At 45.5% G+C, this 17,133-nt stretch carries 18 protein-coding genes and 1 riboswitch; of the genes, 10 read left to right on the plus strand and 8 right to left on the minus strand.

Going from position 1 to position 17,133, the window contains the following annotated elements:
* Positions 1 to 195: 195 nt before the first annotated feature.
* The 8 genes from D8Y20_RS10270 to D8Y20_RS10305 form a co-directional block, all read right to left on the minus strand.
* Complete coding sequence (locus tag D8Y20_RS10270) at positions 196 to 2,118, minus strand: AAA family ATPase (protein ID WP_121543413.1); 1,923 nt, start codon at positions 2,116 to 2,118, stop codon at positions 196 to 198.
* A gap of 269 nt (positions 2,119 to 2,387) precedes the next feature.
* The gene (locus tag D8Y20_RS10275; protein ID WP_121543415.1) at positions 2,388 to 3,041 is read right to left on the minus strand and encodes a hypothetical protein; all 654 of its coding nucleotides are present in this window, start codon (positions 3,039 to 3,041) and stop codon (positions 2,388 to 2,390) included.
* A 270-nt stretch (positions 3,042 to 3,311) separates the two neighbouring features.
* Complete coding sequence (locus D8Y20_RS10280; RefSeq protein WP_161957619.1) at positions 3,312 to 3,911, minus strand: BON domain-containing protein; 600 nt, start codon at positions 3,909 to 3,911, stop codon at positions 3,312 to 3,314.
* Positions 3,912 to 4,095: 184 nt separating this feature from the next.
* The gene (locus D8Y20_RS10285; protein WP_121543419.1) at positions 4,096 to 4,668 is read right to left on the minus strand and encodes a YhcB family protein; all 573 of its coding nucleotides are present in this window, start codon (positions 4,666 to 4,668) and stop codon (positions 4,096 to 4,098) included.
* Positions 4,669 to 4,823: 155 nt separating this feature from the next.
* A complete protein-coding gene (locus D8Y20_RS10290) occupies positions 4,824 to 5,486 on the minus strand; it encodes a uracil-DNA glycosylase (protein WP_121543421.1) in 663 nt (220 codons plus the stop codon).
* 19 nt (positions 5,487 to 5,505) lie between these two features.
* The gene (rdgB, locus tag D8Y20_RS10295) at positions 5,506 to 6,105 is read right to left on the minus strand and encodes an RdgB/HAM1 family non-canonical purine NTP pyrophosphatase (RefSeq protein ID WP_236075390.1); all 600 of its coding nucleotides are present in this window, start codon (positions 6,103 to 6,105) and stop codon (positions 5,506 to 5,508) included.
* 181 nt (positions 6,106 to 6,286) lie between these two features.
* A complete protein-coding gene (locus D8Y20_RS10300; RefSeq protein WP_121543425.1) occupies positions 6,287 to 7,027 on the minus strand; it encodes a DsbC family protein in 741 nt (246 codons plus the stop codon).
* A 221-nt stretch (positions 7,028 to 7,248) separates the two neighbouring features.
* Positions 7,249 to 7,692 (minus strand): TlpA disulfide reductase family protein, encoded by a 444-nt coding sequence (locus D8Y20_RS10305; RefSeq protein WP_121543426.1) that lies wholly within the window; start codon positions 7,690 to 7,692, stop codon positions 7,249 to 7,251.
* Positions 7,693 to 7,770: 78 nt separating this feature from the next.
* Between D8Y20_RS10305 and D8Y20_RS10310 the strand changes: the two genes are divergently transcribed.
* From D8Y20_RS10310 to D8Y20_RS10355, 10 genes are all read left to right on the plus strand, one after another.
* On the plus strand, positions 7,771 to 8,136 hold the full coding sequence (locus tag D8Y20_RS10310; RefSeq protein ID WP_161957620.1) for a hypothetical protein: 366 nt from the start codon (positions 7,771 to 7,773) through the stop codon (positions 8,134 to 8,136).
* A 112-nt stretch (positions 8,137 to 8,248) separates the two neighbouring features.
* A complete protein-coding gene (locus tag D8Y20_RS10315) occupies positions 8,249 to 9,415 on the plus strand; it encodes a transporter (RefSeq protein ID WP_121543430.1) in 1,167 nt (388 codons plus the stop codon).
* Positions 9,416 to 9,424: 9 nt separating this feature from the next.
* Positions 9,425 to 9,697 (plus strand): cytochrome c, encoded by a 273-nt coding sequence (locus D8Y20_RS10320; protein ID WP_147434056.1) that lies wholly within the window; start codon positions 9,425 to 9,427, stop codon positions 9,695 to 9,697.
* Between the two features lie 25 nt (positions 9,698 to 9,722).
* Entirely contained in the window at positions 9,723 to 10,265 is a 543-nt protein-coding gene (locus D8Y20_RS10325) for a TlpA disulfide reductase family protein (RefSeq protein WP_201265622.1), read from the plus strand.
* A 196-nt stretch (positions 10,266 to 10,461) separates the two neighbouring features.
* Positions 10,462 to 10,592, plus strand: a riboswitch (SAM riboswitch).
* 137 nt (positions 10,593 to 10,729) lie between these two features.
* On the plus strand, positions 10,730 to 11,971 hold the full coding sequence (thrC, locus tag D8Y20_RS10330) for a threonine synthase (protein ID WP_121543434.1): 1,242 nt from the start codon (positions 10,730 to 10,732) through the stop codon (positions 11,969 to 11,971).
* Positions 11,972 to 12,198: 227 nt separating this feature from the next.
* Positions 12,199 to 12,477 carry a ubiquitin-like small modifier protein 1 gene (locus D8Y20_RS10335; protein ID WP_121543436.1) on the plus strand — a complete coding sequence of 93 codons (279 nt, stop codon included), beginning with the start codon at positions 12,199 to 12,201 and terminating at the stop codon, positions 12,475 to 12,477.
* Positions 12,477 to 12,716 (plus strand): NIL domain-containing protein, encoded by a 240-nt coding sequence (locus D8Y20_RS10340; protein WP_121543438.1) that lies wholly within the window; start codon positions 12,477 to 12,479, stop codon positions 12,714 to 12,716. The genes D8Y20_RS10335 and D8Y20_RS10340 overlap by 1 nt, the downstream gene beginning before the upstream one ends.
* A 107-nt stretch (positions 12,717 to 12,823) precedes the next feature.
* Positions 12,824 to 13,756, plus strand: coding sequence for a cysteine synthase A (cysK, locus tag D8Y20_RS10345; protein ID WP_121543440.1), 933 nt, complete (start codon positions 12,824 to 12,826; stop codon positions 13,754 to 13,756).
* Between the two features lie 99 nt (positions 13,757 to 13,855).
* On the plus strand, positions 13,856 to 14,677 hold the full coding sequence (moeB, locus tag D8Y20_RS10350) for a molybdopterin-synthase adenylyltransferase MoeB (protein WP_121543442.1): 822 nt from the start codon (positions 13,856 to 13,858) through the stop codon (positions 14,675 to 14,677).
* Positions 14,678 to 14,770: 93 nt separating this feature from the next.
* The gene (locus D8Y20_RS10355; protein ID WP_121543444.1) at positions 14,771 to 17,116 is read left to right on the plus strand and encodes a sulfurtransferase TusA family protein; all 2,346 of its coding nucleotides are present in this window, start codon (positions 14,771 to 14,773) and stop codon (positions 17,114 to 17,116) included.
* The last annotated feature ends 17 nt before the right edge of the window (positions 17,117 to 17,133 follow it).

Below are 17,133 nucleotides of genomic sequence, written 5' to 3' on the forward strand. Positions count from 1 at the left end.
CCAAAAAAACCTTCGTAGAGCAAATTGAAGCGGATAACTTAGAAACCCAAGATATTTTGACTTTCATGCGCATTTGCAGATGTACATTGAAACCTGATCTGCGTTTTCACACACTCTGGGCCAATAGCGGACGATCAGAGATACAATCCGATGTTCTATCAATGATTTAATAACCCCATATTTAGGTTATCCATATTAGCCAATCTTTATAGCTAATGCTTCTAAAAGATCAAAATATTCATCCTCTATTTGAGGGGATTTAAGGTTATTAAATAAATGCTCCTTAACTTGATTTAAAAATCCTGCGACCTCATCTTGTGGGCAATTATTACTGCGTAGCCATTGTTTAAGCCATTCGATCTTGCCTGCTGATATGGATAGATCAGACAGCTCAATCTTAACCCATCCGTGTTGGACTCGGGCAATAGAATCAGCAACTTTTTTAATCGCATCTGCCTTAACGAAGTCTTCGCCTGTTTTAGCTTGAGTGGATGGGATTAAATTTGAATAGACAAGCCATTCTCCATAACCTTCATATTTCTTTTGTTGCTCCAGCGATGGCGGATCATTATCAGCAATAATCCAACATGCTCGATTAGCTAGCTCTATAAGCGGAGTAATCCTACCAACATCCTTCACTCCTTTAGCGTGACAACAGCCCACTTTCTTTAAGCCTTTAACTTCAGCAGTTAACCCTCGCTTATTCAAAGCCACCTTAAATAGCCTTTTATCCCGCCATCCTTCAAACACAATATTTCTTTCATTTAAGCTTTCGAAAACCGAGTATCCAAGAGCATTATATATCACTTCTTCATCAACAATGTTCGATTGCTCAACCCTTGCAATTGTTGTTTCTTCTTTTTTCTTAGTGACAATCAAGTGCCTATCCACGTTTTCTCTATCAATCATGAAGATTGAGTGCGTACTAAAAATAACCAAGTTGCTACTTGATATTTCAATAAGTTCATCACGAAGGTGCCTTGCGCCTGATGGATGCATCCCAATATCAGGTTCATCAATTATTAAAACAGCGTTTTCTAATGTGCCCACCCGTTCTTTTGCCGAAATCATCAGCAGGAAAGTAATAAACCTTTTAAATCCATCGCTCCTTCTTGAGAAGTCATAAGCATTAAATTCATCTTGAATATTAGCTACAATATTAGAACCATTTTCCGCCAAGGAAACTTGAATGTTTTTATAATCTTTCCAAACTGCCCGTATATGTTCCGTAGTTATTCGTGCCACACGCTTCAGAAGGTTGCTCATACCATTTTTTTTCTCTCCAGCCTTACTGAGAGCCTGTTGAATACTTGTTGTACCTTCAAACCCAGACAGTTCAAACATATGGCGAAGAGGAAGGCACGAGTTAGGGTCTGCTGTAAATGCCGCTAGTGGTATAGCCCCTGGCATAAGGTTGTCATCACTGTATTGCCACACTCGACAATCAGGATGGTCATCAGCAATTAGCTTAACTATCTTAATGCCTATCACATCCCATAGATACTTAAAATCCACATCTTCTAGATAGGCATCTGCGATTGCACCGGAATCAAAGTCGCCCAAATATATGAGCTCAGATTGATTTGATGCCACTTCCTCTGGCTGCTTACTTTTTGCTACCGTATAAGCTGCAGGCCATAAAGCTGAGGGCTTCTTCCAGTTGGTATTAACATCATAGTTTTTGTGACTATTGGGCATACTCCAATATTTATGGCTTTTGCTTTGGGAAATAATGTCGACTTCATATAAGCCTCCTTTATGCATCCGACAAACATCTAGGAGAGTGTGGTTTTTACCGTCAATTGTAGTAACTACTTTTCCACAAGAAGGTGAGCCAACTATAAGAGACATGCACTTATCCAATTCTTTGTATGCTTCACCATCAAAAGGGTAAATAAATCTAACATAGGACTCTTCAACAGGAGCTTCATCAGGCATAACTTCTCTTTCATCATTAACGTCTGGGACATATTGGTCAGACAGCATTGAAATAGCTCGCAGTATATTAGTTTTTCCTGATTCATTAATGCCAACCAGAACAAGGCAGTCTGGATCCCAATTTAGATCTATGTGTTTTATCGACCTAAAATTTTTAATTATTACATTTTTAACCCTCATACTTCCCCCGTCCCAGTAACTCGAGGGTCTACGGATACATGAACCATATCTCCCCTAATATTCTACTATAGCCTAAATCTGTGGGTTATCCATGCATGAACTAGATTGGATGAAATAGTGCCTGGTACTACTTCCGAGCAGGACTCGAACTTCAAGGGCTCGCGAGTGTCCGAGATTGGCCTTCACGACGGTCGCATTACGGCCGAACCTCGTCGTTGGCAACTCACGAAAACTGGGCTGGCCTAGTTTCTTTCTTTACTATGCATTGATTAGCCTAGCTGCCTAATCAAACTGTCGTATACTTCTTGTTCATAAGGGTATTTTAAGACTTCAAATGCTGGCCGTTCTCCATTTTCGTACATTCGCCATATTTGGTTATAGCAGTGCCAAATTGATTCTAATGCAGTCTCCATTTCATCGAAACTGAGCTGATCTGTAATTTCTGCGATAGAGGAGTAATCTAAATGTATTGCGTGAGCATATATTTTTGATGCAGCATCGCTATATATACCCTTCATACGCTTTGATCTTTTACGGACAATTATAGCCAGATTTTTGAAATCATCATTATTTGGCTCATAGACATTTTCCATAAACGAATCAATCCATTCATTTGCATTAGAACTACCTGCTATCTTTCTACATCTAAGTGATTCGGCAGAAAAATCATCCATATTCTCAAGGCACTTTCTTATTACTTGCTGGAAATTGAATGTTCCATTTTTACCTTCATACAAGCGCCTAATTCCTATGAAGAGATTTGTTCTGACAGATACCTCGAATATTTTCCAGAAATCTGGGTTTTCATTTATTTTATTTACATCATTCTGTCTTGAGACAAACAACCTAAATTGCTTCAACGCGTACAGCATCCTGAGAGTTGTCTCAGTTTCTCTTCTTAAATTATCGATTGTTTCACGCATATTGCGTTCCTATATGCACTCTTATTTTCCTTGATGTTGGATGTGAAAGAGCAAGCAAGGAATATGATAAAATCATCTTGAACGTATTATAGACTATCACTGCAAGGTTTCCGAATGTCGCTTTTTGGCCGGAATCCGCCCTTGGGGTTTGGTCTGGTATGATCAGGGAACAGAGTCCTGAATGGTTAGCGTTGTAATCATTCGGACATTGATATCTCTCATCTGCTGGTTTGGCGAACTCGCTTCAAAGTAATACCTGACAAAGCCGAATTATTTTGCTTTGACCTTGACCCTGCTGGTTACCTTCGAAACACCTTTTATGCTTTTTACGATCTTGATCGCTTTGTTTAGCTCTGTTTTGGATAGGGCACGACCAAACAGGAACACGTGGCCTCCGACAGAGCGCCAGCGAAAGTTGGTGACATTCACATTCTTGCCTTCCAATAGCAGGGCATTGGTCTTTTTTTCTATGACGGTATCATCTACAAAGCCTTCGACAGCGCCTTTATCCTTATCGTTTTTCTTGTGGACAATGATTTCGTTGTAAACCTTTTTAACGCCTTTCACTAATTTCGCGATTCCGCTGGCCTGTTGCTTCTGTTTGAGGGTTTCAACGATTCCCGTAAGCATAACATCCTGTTCATAGACATCGGAAGATACTGAAACGACATCGGAGCCCATCTGATCGGTGATCTTGGAGACAATGCTGGCTTTGATTTTGGTGTCTTTGCCGATATCCGATGAGCTGCGATCTTCAGCTACCGCTTCCACTGCACCTTTTATATACCCCAGCGGATTGAAATCAAAAGCATGAACAGGACTTACGTGGCATAAAAGAGCGAATAGAACGGGGTAAAATATTTTCTGCATGTCAGGCCTCCCGGGAGTTAATGATCTCATTATAGCTGTTTGAACGCTTCACAATACCGTTGATGCTTGATGTAATCTATGTGGGATCAGGGCTGATCCAATCCTCCTGCTGCGTTCGTGAGGGCGGGACAGGAACACTGGCAGCTATTGGATAAACAGCGTTTAAAGGCCGCTTGAGATGGACTCAGGCTGTTGGTTTCTGTTTATCTGACTCGGTACTTATTTCTGTAGCCTTGATGGGTTCATTGCTGATATTTTCATCAGTTCCTGAGTCTCCACTCGCATTGCTACCCTGATCCGATTCCACGTCTGTCGTTGTATCTTTATCTTCGACAGTTTGTGTGTCTGTTGTGTTCTCCGGACTCTCGTTGTTCGGAGCTGAATCCGTATCGGCGTCAGCTTTACTTGCAACCACTTCAGGTTTGATTGGTGTTTCTTCATCGAGATCCGGGCTTCTGTTCAGCTCATCCATCAGTTTTGGAGTATCATCATTGTTACATAATTCCTGCGCTCCCTGGGCCAGATGTTCATAAACATTGCGGCAATTTTCCGTTAATGCATTGACCTTGAAAGCAGTTTTCTGGAAATGATTGGTAACTTCAGAGCGGTATTTGTTCAGCTCTTCCCTGCTTGCTGCCAATTCCGTCTCAAGATGTTTGTTACCCTTGCGTCTGCCGCTGACCAGGTAACCAATAAGGAAAGCAGTGATAGCAATCGAAATCATAATTATAATGCCGGTTAGGGAAGTGATTTCCATCTGTTGAACCTCCAAGGCTTGGTAAGCTTAACAGGTAGTATAGCGGCGAAAAATGCTGTTGGCATCAAGGAATTGATGATTTGTAGGTGCACAATGAATGTGTCTGGAACCCTCAGATATGTAGCCAACGTTCCAATATTCGGAATGACCGGATTTTAAACTGCTTGTTTGAGCTGGCTTTGGTGGCTGGTTGAAGTTGCCTGGGTGAGGACATCTTTGAACATTGCCGCGGTTAGGCGGCGGGTCTGGGTGTTGTAGCGCGAGCAGTGGTAGGAATCGATGAGTGTGCGGCCATCGGGGAGTGTGTGTTGGGCAGCATGGCCGAAGCTTAACGTTGATAATTTCAGGTCATAAGCTCGCAGGATTGCATCGTGGGCTATTTTTCCGAGAGCTAGTAAATTACAAGATTTCGGCAGGGTATTGATCTCTGCAATGAGGTAAGGAACGCAGTTTTTTATTTCAGCGGTGCTGGGCTTGTTCTGGGGTGGCAGGCATTTGACTGCATTGGTGATGCGTACGCCGTGTAATGTGAGACCATCATTGGCAGATGTGGATGCTGGGGCAGAGGCAAGTCCTAAATCGAACAGGGTTTGATAAAGTAGTTCACCGGAGGCATCACCCGTGAATGGGCGGCCGGTGCGATTGGCACCATGCATGCCGGGCGCAAGACCTATTATCAGTAGTGTTGGTGTTTCATCCCCAAAGTCGGGTACTGGTGCGCAAAAATAATCCGGTTTATCTGTTTTGATCTCATCAAGAAAGCTGTTGAGGCGCGGGCACTTTTGGCAATCTGGGTTGAACGTGGAGGGGTTAAACATCGGTTTTAATGATGCGTTTCTACGACTTCATTTTTAACTGATTTGCCAGTTGTCTTAAAGCACGTCCACGGTGCGAGATGGATGATTTCTCTTCGGCTGTAGCATCGGCAAAGGCCTTACCCAGCTCAGGGCAGAAGAAGAGCGGATCATAACCGAAACCACTGTTGCCGGATGGTTGTTCAAGCATGTGGCCTGCGACGCTGCCTTGAGCTTTTAACGCTTTATCGCTATCCGGCCATGCCAGATGCAGTGCGCAGACAAAATGGGCGGATCGGTTGGGATTGTTTTTGAGTTCGGCCAATAGTTTGCGGTTGTTGTCGGCATCTGTGGCTGATTCACCAGCGAAGCGCGCTGAATAGACACCCGGCGCACCGTTTAAGGCATCGACACAGAGGCCTGAATCATCAGCGATGGCAGGGCAGTTGTTGACTCTGGCAAAGGCTTCAGCCTTTTTTTGTGCATTTCCTGCAAATGTATCTGCATCTTCAATGACATCGATGAAAACAGTCTGCTCGGCATCGATCAGTTCGATACCAAGCAGTCCTAAAATCGCTGAAATCTCTTTACGCTTTTTTGCATTATTGCTGGCAACAACAAGTTTCATTTTAGATCGCTTCACGCATGGTGTTTCCTCAGAAGTAGTTTATAAGCTATATAATCATTTACCGCAGAGACACAGAGAGCGCGAAGTAAAGGCAATAGCGTGTATCAAAGAGTGTTGAGAAGAGAGCGTGTCTTTCATGTTACCTTTTGACATTCTCTGCGTAACTTTGCGTACTCTGCGGTAAAATGTTTGTGTTTTATTTGTTGGCGATCCAATTATTGAGCGCTTCAGCCGTTCTTGGTGCGCCACTCATGCGCCGTCCATCACCAGCAATAAGAGCCGGCGTGCCATGAATATTTAGTTTGTTGGCTATTGCAGCAATGTCATCAATAGGTGTTTTGCATGATGTGTCGGCCGCCTGACGTGACTTTTCATCAGCCAACTGGCCATCAAGCATGACATTTTGCAGCATTTTATGCTGATCTTTACTGCACCAGATGGCTTCGGATTTTTTGCGGGAATCAGGATGCAGCTGAGAAAGTGGATAGAGGAAGGTATAGATTTTCACGCCCTTAACCTCTTTGAGTGTGTTTTCGAGGCCTTTGCAAAATGGGCAATCAGGATCGGTGAAGATAGCGATGCTTGTTTTCGAATCTTTGTCACCGGATACGATGGCTTTATCCAATGGAAGGGAGCTCCATTCAACGCGGTTGATATCTTCAAGTCGTTGTTGGGTGAGATCCTTCTGCTCTTGCATATCGAGGATGTGGCCACCGCGCATGAGGTAGCGGCCAGTGTTGTCGGAATAGAGAATTTGGGTGCCAACCTGTAGTTCATATAGTCCAGGCATGGGTGAAGCTTTAATCGCAACGATAGGAACCATCGGTAGTGCTTTACGAATTTGCTCGGCTGTTTTGTTGTCCATAGTAGTGGCTTCGCCCGCTAAGGCCTGTGTGGATAGCAACATCATGGTGATCATCAGTAATAAAGTGCGCATGTGAACTCCTTAAATATATTGGCGACATCATGCTACGGGAGCGCCGCACTGTGAAGGGTATAAGTTGCGCGCATCAGGGTAATCGGACTAAAACATTAAAGGCAATTACCGCAAAGTACGCAGAGTTCACCCCAGGGCGCTTTCTCTTGCGCAAGCACAATTCACCTTGCCGCAGAGTAAACCTTTATATTTTAATATGTTGGGTTTTATGTGTTTAGCTCTTAGCGTGAGAGTGCTGTAGTGAATGATTTGTCTGTCCAATCTTGTGGTCCCAGATGGTGCTGGCTAATGCTGCCATCGGCGGCAATAAGCAACGTGGTTGGCAGGCCACGCACGCCAAGCTGTCGGGCTTGATCTGAATCGCTGAGCAGAGCCGGTATATTGATCTTTTCTGCGGTAAGAAATGCTGTGACATCGCTAATATGATCATCGAGTGAAACTGGAATGGTGGTGATGCCCTGATGAGTATTAAACCAGGCTGAGAACTCAGGTAGTTCTGATTGGCAGGGTGGGCACCATGAGGCCCACAGATGCAATATAACTGGCTTGCCTTTCATTTCTGAGAGGTGATGCGTGGTACCGTTCTGATCGATCCATTGAAATTCGGCTGCTTGGGCTGACATTGATGTGAAGATGAGTAAAACAAATGTGATCCAGTATTTCATATTAAGCTCCTTTGCGCGGGTAGTCGGTAAATTATATGAAATCTTGCAACTGGAAATGCTTACTCCATGATTGCCTCTATGCGTAAGTGTTTTTCTCTCTTTATTGTTGCCACGCTGCTGTTTGTCAGCAGTGTACCGATGATGGGTGAGGCAGCAACGTGTGAGATTCCTGTGTCAGCAAACATGCAAGTGGAACAGGTGGATCATGATGCTGTGCAGTATCAAGGTGTGGTGAAGATGGCCGCATATTTACCCTTGAACCGCATGGAGTGCGGCTGTGGTTGTCATCGCACTATTGATGCCTTGCCGCATTTGTTGGCTCCTTACGCTTTTTCTATAGATAGACATAAAACCGACCGCTCTGTTGTGACCCACGCAGTACGATTGCCTGTGGTGCTGATAGCCAGGGCTATTCAGGTTCAAGTTCCACCTCCACGCGTCTGATTTTTTCATTCCGGATCATCGTTTTAAACGACGGTCCCAGGTATCTGTTCTCAACGTGATGTTGTTACAGTGCCAGATCATGAATAATGAATGTAATAGGGTGGATATCATAATGAAAAGAATAAAATTAGTGCGTTTGATGTTGGGGCTGTTTGCACTGCTATTGCCGCAGCAGGCCGCAGCGTATATGGGTATTTGCTGTGGCAAGTGTGGTGGTAATATGCCGATGAATATTGCTGGTGGAGGTGTGCCGGAAACCCATGAGTTTCGTTTCAAGATCAATCCGGAATTGATGCACATGCAAGGTTTGCGCAGTGGTACAACGACTGTTGATGGTGGCTCACTGCTAGGAAATCCTGCGCTAGGGAAGTATATGGCTGTGCAAGAACGTATGGACATGAGCATGCTCAATATTTCTGCCGGTTATAGTTTCAGTGAGCGCTTTTTTGCCGGTGTGATGGGCATGTATGTGGATAAGCGAATGGATATGAAGTTCAGCTCTATGATGAGCATGCCAGCGATGGCCGGTGTGCCCGGCTTTACCATGAAATCACATGGTGTGGGTGACACCATGCTGATGGCCAAATACCTGTTGTGGGCCGATGATATCTTGATTCCGAGCAGTCAGGTTTCTCTGTTTGCTGGTTTGAGTCTGCCCACCGGTTCTATCAGTCAACGAAATAGTGAACATCCAATGGCAGTACGTAAAAATGAACTTTTGCCTTATGGTATGCAGCTGGGAACGGGGACTTATGACCCTACCTTGGGATTGTTGTATCAGGGTTCAAACTCGCCCATGTGGTGGGGGCTTAATGGTATGTACACGGCGCGTTTGCATGATAATAGCCAAGGTTATCGGCATGGTAACAGAGGCAAAGTGGATGCCTATCTGATGTATCAGCCGCGTGTGGATACCGTGCTTGAGCTTCAACTTAATGGGACGTGGGATGGTACATTGAAAGGGCAGGCCAATGCAGCACTTTCCGGTGCATCCGGGCATGCCGTACAGGGCAATGCTGCTTCACCATTTATGACGCCATTGTGGGATACCAACAATTACGGTGGAACGCAGTTGTTTGCGACAACAGGGGTGCAGTGGCAACCGATGCCATTCAATATTATCAATGCACAAGTGAGTCTGCCGCTCTATCGCAGGCTCAATGGCGTGCAAATGGAGACGGATTGGCGCGTATCGTTGACATGGTATGTTGAGTTGCCAACAGCGAAAAGCATTCGTTCTCAAAAGCTCGATCATGGCCCAAGCCACTTGGGATTTTAGGCGTTTATCATGAGAAAAGTAATGATGATTCTGCTGTTTTCTGTGATTTTACCCGGTTTGGCATGTGCTGAAATTCCTGATGCAAACTCCCCGGATGCACAGGTGTATGCCAACCATTGTGCCAGTTGCCATGTGTTACCGCATCCGGGCCGGTTGGATTGGCAGGGCTGGCGTAACATGCTCTATTTGATGGAAAAGCGTATGGAAGAACGTGGTGTGGATAAACCGACTGCTGAGCAGTGGCAGGCGATTGCGCGTTATGTGAAATCGCATGCACGTTAGATTGAGTGGTATGAAAAGAGGGAGGATGAACTGGATGCGGATGTTGATGATGATGTGTGCACTATTTCTGCATTCAGCGTTGATCTATGCAGATCCGATGGAAATATTTGGTGTAGTACAACCGAAGGTTCGTATGATGGCGCCGGATTTTTCTCTGAAAGGTGTGGATGGCAACATGCGAACGCTCTCTTCTCTACGCGGTAAATCAGTGATACTACACTTTTGGGCAACATGGTGCGCACCTTGTCGTCAGGAGATGCCTGTATTGCACGCGTTGAGCAAAGAGTTGGAGGATAAAAACTTTGTCTTGCTCTGCGTGAATGTGGATCGCGGTAATCAGGACGGTGTGAAAGCATTTATGGAGGAGATTAAGCCCGGTTTTAATTCCTTGCTTGATCCTGAAGGTGATGTGCGCAATGCCTATTCGATTCGAGCTCTACCAACGAGCTATTTGATAGGCAGGGATGGCAAAATTTCGGGTTTGATTATGGGTGAGCGTGATTGGAGCAAAGCTGCACCAGCCTTATTTAACATGATGCAGGGAGATGTGAAAGATATTGTGGAGTAAATTTTCGAGTTTTATGATTGCTTTCATTAGTTTATCGATTCACTCTGACTTCTTAGCGATATGAAAAAGGCACATCTTCTCTGTGTATCTTGCAGGGTGTCAAATGGCGTTGTATTGAGATGATGAAGGTGTGCGAATAACTTTGGTACTTGCGTTTTACGAAATGCATACGATACTTCGCGCACATATTAAATCCGGTTTATTCAGAGCGGTGGAGGGTGCAGGCCCTACGAGACCGCGGCAACCGCCCAACGATACCTATACGGAATCCGAGGAGAATGGTGCCAATGCCTGCCTGAGAAGTTTACTTCGAGGGAGCGATGATGCGGGTTGTTACGGTTTGGTGCACGTTCGCGTGTACTCTCTCTTTCAACCTTCGCCATCATTGCGGAGGTTTTTTTATATCTGCTTTTTGCTTGCAGATATCATTACGCTTCTCTGAATACCGTCATGGAGTTTGATGAATGAATATTGTACGTGCTTTGAAATGTCGCGAATGTGGTCAGGAATATGATATTGAGCCGACGCATGTGTGTGAGTTCTGTTTTGGACCGCTGGAAGTGGTATATGACTATGAAAAGCTGGATGGGTATTTTACCCGGGAGCTGATTGAGTCGCGTCCACAGACCATGTGGCGTTATAAAGAGCTGTTGCCAATCAATGGTGATCCGACTGTAGGGGCTCAGAATGGTTTTACACCATTGGTGCGTGCGAAGAACCTTGAGAAGGTGCTTGGTGTTAAAGAGCTTTATATTAAAAACGATTCAGTCTGTTATCCGACCCTCTCATTTAAGGACCGTGTGGTATCTGTTGCTTTATCCAAAGCTGTTGAATTCGGCTTTACAACCGTGGCTTGTGCATCAACCGGTAACCTGGCTGGTTCGGTAGCGGCCAATGCAGCGGCAGCGGGCTTGGAATCCTATGTGTTTATTCCACATGATCTGGAGCAAGGTAAAATCCTTGGTGCTGGTGTGTTTGGTACCAATATCATCGGTATCAAAGGTAAATATGACGATGTAAACCGTTTGTGCTCGGAAGTGGCCGGTAAATATGGTTGGGCATTTGTGAATGTGAATGTGCGCCCGTTTTATGCTGAAGGTTCCAAATCACTGGGTTATGAAGTGATGGAGCAACTGGGCTGGAAAGCGCCTAAACATATTGTTGTGCCGATGGCTTCAGGTTCTTTATGTACTAAGGTTGATAAATCAATTAAGGAATTTATCAAACTTGGTCTGATCGAAGATAACCAAACAGCAGTATATGGTGCTCAGGCAACGGGTTGTTCTCCGATTGCCAAGTCTGTGAAAGATGGTACGGATATGATTCATCCGGTGCATGCCGATACGATTGCCAAGTCTTTGGCGATTGGTAATCCTGCTGATGGTTACTACGCCAACCGGGTGATCAATGAATCCGGTGGCTGGGCTGAAGATATTTCGGATGATGAAGTGGTTGCAGCCATGAAGCTATTGGCTGAAACTGAAGGCATCTTTGCTGAAACGGCTGGTGGTGTGACACTGGGCTGTGCCAAGAAGATGATTGAATCAGGTAAGTTGCCGCGTGATGAGTCCATTGTATTGTGTATTACTGGTAATGGCTTGAAGACAATGGAAGCTGTGGCTGATGCGGTTACTAAGCCACGTATTATTGAAGCAAGCTTGAAAGAGTTTGATCTGTTAGCAGAAGCCGACGGCGTCAATGTGTAACTGACTCAGTTCACTACTGACGTTCTATAGACAGTGTTGAAAATGCTCACAAAAAGGCAGGATGCCGTTTGCACAAGCTTTAGCTTGCCTGAGAGAGCCATGGATGGCTCGAATGACTTACAGTAGTAAGCTGTGCTTTCCCGCCTTGTTCTCAAGCTATCCAGCGGTAACCTGAATCAGTTAAGTGAAATTGAAGTTTGAAAAATGAATAGAAATAGGAGAAACAAATGAGTGTAACTGTACGTATCCCAACCCCTTTGCGTAAATTGACTGCTGGTGCTGATGAAGTATCGATTGAAGGCGCTAATGTAGGCGCGATGATTGATAATCTGGAAGCAGCTCACCCTGGCCTGAAAGAGCGTCTATGTGATGATACCGGTGAAATCCGTCGTTTTGTAAACATATATGTAAATGATGAAGATGTGCGTTTTATGGGTGGCCGTAATGCTGAGTTGAAAGATGGTGATGAACTATCCATCGTTCCTGCAATTGCAGGCGGTATTTAATGAAATCCCGCGTCTATCTGACATTTGTTCAAAGTCATATTCGCGAGCCGCTTATCTGGAAATTGGCCAAAGAGTTTGATGTTGTAACCAATATCAGAATGGCTGAAGTCAAAGATGGCATGGGTCTGGTTGGTCTGGAAATTGACGGCGCTGATGATGTGGTTGAGGCTGCAATTCAGTGGTTGATTTCAGAGGGTGTTCAGGTCTCTCCGATTGAACAGGACGTTATCGAAGGTTAAAACCGTTTACCACGAAGGCACAGAGACACAAAGAAAACCCATTTAATGGAATGCTTTGTGCCTTGCTGTCTTTGTGCTGATAAAGGTTAAGGTGAAAGGAGTGGGTTATGACGATATACAATAATGCAGCCGAAACAGTGGGGAACACTCCTCTGATTCGTTTAAATCGCATTGGTGCTGATCTTGATGCTGAAATCATTGCAAAATGTGAATTTTACAATCCCTTGAATTCAGTCAAAGATCGTATTGGTAAAGCCATGATTGAAGCGGCAGAAGCTGACGGTAGTTTGAAACCGGGTGGCGTGATCGTTGAAGCTACATCGGGAAATACCGGTATTGCACTGGCTTTTGTTGCACGAGCCAAGGGTTATCGTTGTATTTTGGTGATGCCTGAATCAATGAGTCTTGAGCGTCGCAAATTGTTGAAACTACTGGGTGCCGAATTGGTTTTAACACCTGCTGAAAAAGGCATGAAAGGAGCGCTTGCTGAAGCTGAGGCGATAACAGCATCTTCTGAAGGCGCATTTATGGCGCAGCAATTTGATAACCCGGCCAACCCTGAAATTCACCGCCAGACTACGGCAGAAGAGATCTGGGCTGATACCGATGGTAATGTTGATGTGTTGGTGGCTGGCGTTGGTACAGGTGGTACGATCACAGGTACGGCAGAAGTATTGAAAGCGCGTAATCCGAATTTCAAGGCTATTGCGGTAGAGCCTGCTGATTCGCCGGTGATGTCCGGTGAAGCTCCTGGTCCTCATAAAATTCAAGGTATTGGCGCTGGTTTTATTCCCAAGAACTTGAATATGGATATTGTTGATGGTGTTGAAAAGGTCAGCAATGACGAAGCATTTGCAATGGCACGCCGTCTCTCCAGTGAAGAGGGAATCCCTGGTGGTATTTCATCTGGTGCTGCTGTTGCCGCTGCACTTAAAGTGGCAGCTAAACCTGAAATGAAAGGCAAACGCATTGTCGTGATTCTGCCATCAATGGCAGAGCGTTATATGTCTACGGATCTGTTTAAAGGCATCGAAATTTAAAAAGACTTAACCACAGAGTCACAGAGACATAGAGAAAACCAGATAGGTTTTTCCTTTGCGTCCTTTGCGTCCTTTGCGGTAAACGAGGTTTAGTTATCTATGATTGATTTTACAGAAGAACAAATTGAGCGCTATTCGCGCCATATTATTTTGCCGGAAGTGGGTGCTGAAGGGCAGTCTAAACTGCTTGAATCCAAAGTATTTATGATTGGTGCTGGTGGGCTTGGTTCGCCAGTAGCTTACTATCTGGCTGCAGCCGGTGTTGGTACCATTGGTATCGCCGATGCGGACGTGGTGGATTCATCCAATTTACAGCGTCAGATTATTCACAATCAGGATCGTATTGGTATGCCCAAGGTGGAGAGTGCGCGTGAAACCATGCAAGCACTGAATCCTGATGTGAAGGTCAATACCTACAACTATTTTGTGACCGAAGACAATATTCGTGAGATTATTTCCGAGTATGATTTGATCATCGATGGCTGTGATAATTTTCCGACCCGGTTCCTGGTTAATGATGCCTGCTATATGGAAAAGAAACCGTTGATTTCCGGTGCGATGTTCCGTTTTGAAGGTCAGGTTGCCACGTTCAAACCACATCAGGTGAAGGGCGCTCCATGTTACCGTTGTCTCTATCCTGAGCCACCACCAGCAGGTTTGGTTCCCTCTTGTTCGGAAGCGGGTATTTTGGGTGCCTTAGCTGGTGCAGTGGGTACGATTCAGGCTGTTGAAGCCGTAAAAGAATTGCTTGGTATTGGTGATTCTCTGGCTGGCAAGTTGATGGTGTTCGATGCGCTGCGCATGGAATGGAAGAAACTGAAACTGCGTAAAGATCCGGGTTGCCCTCTTTGTGGTGATAATCCAACCATTACTGAGCTACAAACTTACGAACAAGCCTGCGAACTGAAGTTCGGCGAGTAAAAGACTTAACCACGAAGAGCACGAAGAGCATGAAGGGATATTTTATTTTTCTTCGTGTGCTTCGTGTCCTCTGTGGTGAAAAGAGGTTAAACGATGACAACATTTGATTTTGCACAGACGGCCGATGTCGATGAGTTCGAAGCGGGTTATAAGGCCTTTAAAGCTGGTACCATGTCTGAAGAGCGCTTTACACCATTTCGTTTACAGATGGGTGTATATGGTCAACGTCAGGAAGGCGTGCAGATGGTGCGTGTTAAATTGCCGGGTGGTAATGTTACACCGGATCAGCTGGATGTGATCGGAGATTGTGTGGCTGATTATGCCGGTTGTATGCCAACTGATGGTACGCTGAGCCAGGCTCCTGAGAAATTTGCCCATGTCACTACACGTCAGGACATTCAGGCGAATTTTGTAAGTCTGGATGATGTGCCGGCTTTTTTACGAAGGCTGGATGCCGCAGGGCTGACTACACGCGAGGCGTGTGGTAATACAGTACGCAATGTCACGACCTGTTTTTTAGCTGGGCGTTGTCCAGCAGAAAATACCGATGTGTCGGTACATGCACGCCGTTTTGCTGAATATTTTTTACGTCATCCCCTGGCGCAGCAATTTCCACGCAAGTTTAAAGTAACATTCTCCGGTTGTGATACCGATTGCGGTCTTTCCGGTATGCACGATGCAGGTTTCATTGCTACAGTGAAAGATGGTGTGAACGGCTTTAAAGTGTGGGCTGCTGGCGGTTTGTCGTCCCAGCCAATGAGCGCGCTATTGTTGGAAGACTTTATTCCTGAATCCGATGTTCTGCTTGTCGGTGAAGCGTTAATGCGTATGCATTTTAAATTTTCTGATCGTAAACGTCGTGCCCGTGCACGCTTGAAATACGTGGCGCAGAAGCTCGGTGCAGAAGGATTTGTTGAAGAGTATAAAAAACAACGCGCAGTGATTGAAAGCACGCATGTTGGTGATAGCGATTATGTTGCGTCAAATTGGCGTCAACCTACTGCTGCATTACCGAGTTCTGACACCGGTGTGGTTGATCAGCATAATGGTAAAAAAGCGGTCTTGCTGAATCTGTTCCGTGGTGACCTTATACCGGCACAGTGTCACGCGGTTGCTGATGCAGCACGTGCAGCAGGTACGCATGCATTGAGTGTTACCGCTGAGCAGGGCTTTGTGATTGCCGACGTTGATGCTGATCAAGTTGAAACATTGGTGAGCAGCCTGGTTGATGCCGGTTTGGCTGTTGAGTATGCCCGTGGTATCGCTGATGTGACTGCTTGCCCCGGTACAGAAACCTGCCGTCTGGGTATTACTTCCAGCCGTGGTTTGGCACAAGCACTGCAGCCTTTGATGGCTGACTTGAAAAAGGATGCAACATTGGCCGGTATTACGGTTAAAGCATCAGGCTGTCAGCACTCTTGTGGCCGTCACCATATTGCCGATCTCGGTTTCCATGGTATGGCCAAAAAAGTGGCAGGTCAGGCTGTACCGCACTATCAATTGCATGTGGGTGGTTCAGGGGTAGGTGGTTCAGCCCTGGCATTTGCGACAGACCCGGTACCAGCTAAATATGCACCGGAAGCGGGTATTGCTGTGCTAAATGCATACAAATCCGGTCGTCTTGAAAATGAGTCCACCCATGATTGGGCTGCGCGTTTGGGCAAAGAAGGTTTATCTGAAATTCTAGCTCCGTTTAAAGCCGATGCTGGTGAAGTCGATGGTCTGATTTACGACTGGAGCGAAAACGAAGCGTTTAATACCAAGGGCAATAAGAAGGGCGAGTGTGCCGGAGCGGTACTCTCGATGTCTGATGCGTTGATCTCAGAGGCAGAGTATGAAATGCTGCTTGCACGCGCACATATTGATGCCATGTTCTGGGCTGAAGCACAGACTGCTCTGCGCCGTTCTGTTATCTCAGCAGCACGTGCTTTTCTTGTCGCTTATGGCGAAGCACCGGAAGCAGATGCTGAGGTGTTTGGTCTGTTAATCGCTAATGCCGGTGCTGATGCCGATGTGATGGCTGGTTTTAATGCCGTGCAGGGTGCGATGATGAGTATTGATCTGGCCGATCCGGGTGCCGGTGTGACCAAATTACGTGAAGTACAGTCGGCCTGGTTAGCAGTGGCTCAGAAACGTTTTGCTGCGGTTCCGGAAACGCCTGAAGCTGTTGTGACTGAAGAAGTAGCAGTAGTCGTTGAGAGTTCGGATGTTACCTTGCTTGATTTGACTGGTGTGGCGTGTCCGATGAATTTTGTGAAAACCAAAATTAAGATGAGCATGATGCCTGTTGGTTCTTTGCTGGATGTGATTCTTGATGATGGTGCACCGATTGAGAATGTACCGCTATCACTTGAAGAGCAGGGGCAGACAGTGCACAGCAAAGAGAAGATTTCAGATAGCCAGTGGAAAATAAGAGTGGAGAAAATTTCGTCGATTTAAACGTCGATAGAAGTAAT

It is taken from the genome of Mariprofundus sp. EBB-1 (assembly GCF_003665155.1).
Taxonomy (GTDB): Bacteria; Pseudomonadota; Zetaproteobacteria; order Mariprofundales; family Mariprofundaceae; genus Mariprofundus.

What these genes read in the sequence shown, in the direction of transcription:
- D8Y20_RS10270 (WP_121543413.1), bottom strand. Translation starts at nt 2,118, where the DNA reads ATGAGGGTTAAAAATGTAATAATTAAAAATTTTAGGTCGATAAAACAC.
- D8Y20_RS10275 (WP_121543415.1), bottom strand. Translation starts at nt 3,041, where the DNA reads ATGCGTGAAACAATCGATAATTTAAGAAGAGAAACTGAGACAACTCTC.
- D8Y20_RS10280 (WP_161957619.1), bottom strand. Translation starts at nt 3,911, where the DNA reads ATGCAGAAAATATTTTACCCCGTTCTATTCGCTCTTTTATGCCACGTA.
- D8Y20_RS10285 (WP_121543419.1), bottom strand. Translation starts at nt 4,668, where the DNA reads ATGGAAATCACTTCCCTAACCGGCATTATAATTATGATTTCGATTGCT.
- D8Y20_RS10290 (WP_121543421.1), bottom strand. Translation starts at nt 5,486, where the DNA reads ATGTTTAACCCCTCCACGTTCAACCCAGATTGCCAAAAGTGCCCGCGC.
- D8Y20_RS10300 (WP_121543425.1), bottom strand. Translation starts at nt 7,027, where the DNA reads ATGCGCACTTTATTACTGATGATCACCATGATGTTGCTATCCACACAG.
- D8Y20_RS10305 (WP_121543426.1), bottom strand. Translation starts at nt 7,692, where the DNA reads ATGAAATACTGGATCACATTTGTTTTACTCATCTTCACATCAATGTCA.
- D8Y20_RS10310 (WP_161957620.1), top strand. Translation starts at nt 7,771, where the DNA reads ATGCGTAAGTGTTTTTCTCTCTTTATTGTTGCCACGCTGCTGTTTGTC.
- D8Y20_RS10315 (WP_121543430.1), top strand. Translation starts at nt 8,249, where the DNA reads ATGAAAAGAATAAAATTAGTGCGTTTGATGTTGGGGCTGTTTGCACTG.
- D8Y20_RS10320 (WP_147434056.1), top strand. Translation starts at nt 9,425, where the DNA reads ATGAGAAAAGTAATGATGATTCTGCTGTTTTCTGTGATTTTACCCGGT.
- D8Y20_RS10325 (WP_201265622.1), top strand. Translation starts at nt 9,723, where the DNA reads ATGAACTGGATGCGGATGTTGATGATGATGTGTGCACTATTTCTGCAT.
- thrC (WP_121543434.1), top strand. Translation starts at nt 10,730, where the DNA reads ATGAATATTGTACGTGCTTTGAAATGTCGCGAATGTGGTCAGGAATAT.
- D8Y20_RS10335 (WP_121543436.1), top strand. Translation starts at nt 12,199, where the DNA reads ATGAGTGTAACTGTACGTATCCCAACCCCTTTGCGTAAATTGACTGCT.
- D8Y20_RS10340 (WP_121543438.1), top strand. Translation starts at nt 12,477, where the DNA reads ATGAAATCCCGCGTCTATCTGACATTTGTTCAAAGTCATATTCGCGAG.
- cysK (WP_121543440.1), top strand. Translation starts at nt 12,824, where the DNA reads ATGACGATATACAATAATGCAGCCGAAACAGTGGGGAACACTCCTCTG.
- moeB (WP_121543442.1), top strand. Translation starts at nt 13,856, where the DNA reads ATGATTGATTTTACAGAAGAACAAATTGAGCGCTATTCGCGCCATATT.
- D8Y20_RS10355 (WP_121543444.1), top strand. Translation starts at nt 14,771, where the DNA reads ATGACAACATTTGATTTTGCACAGACGGCCGATGTCGATGAGTTCGAA.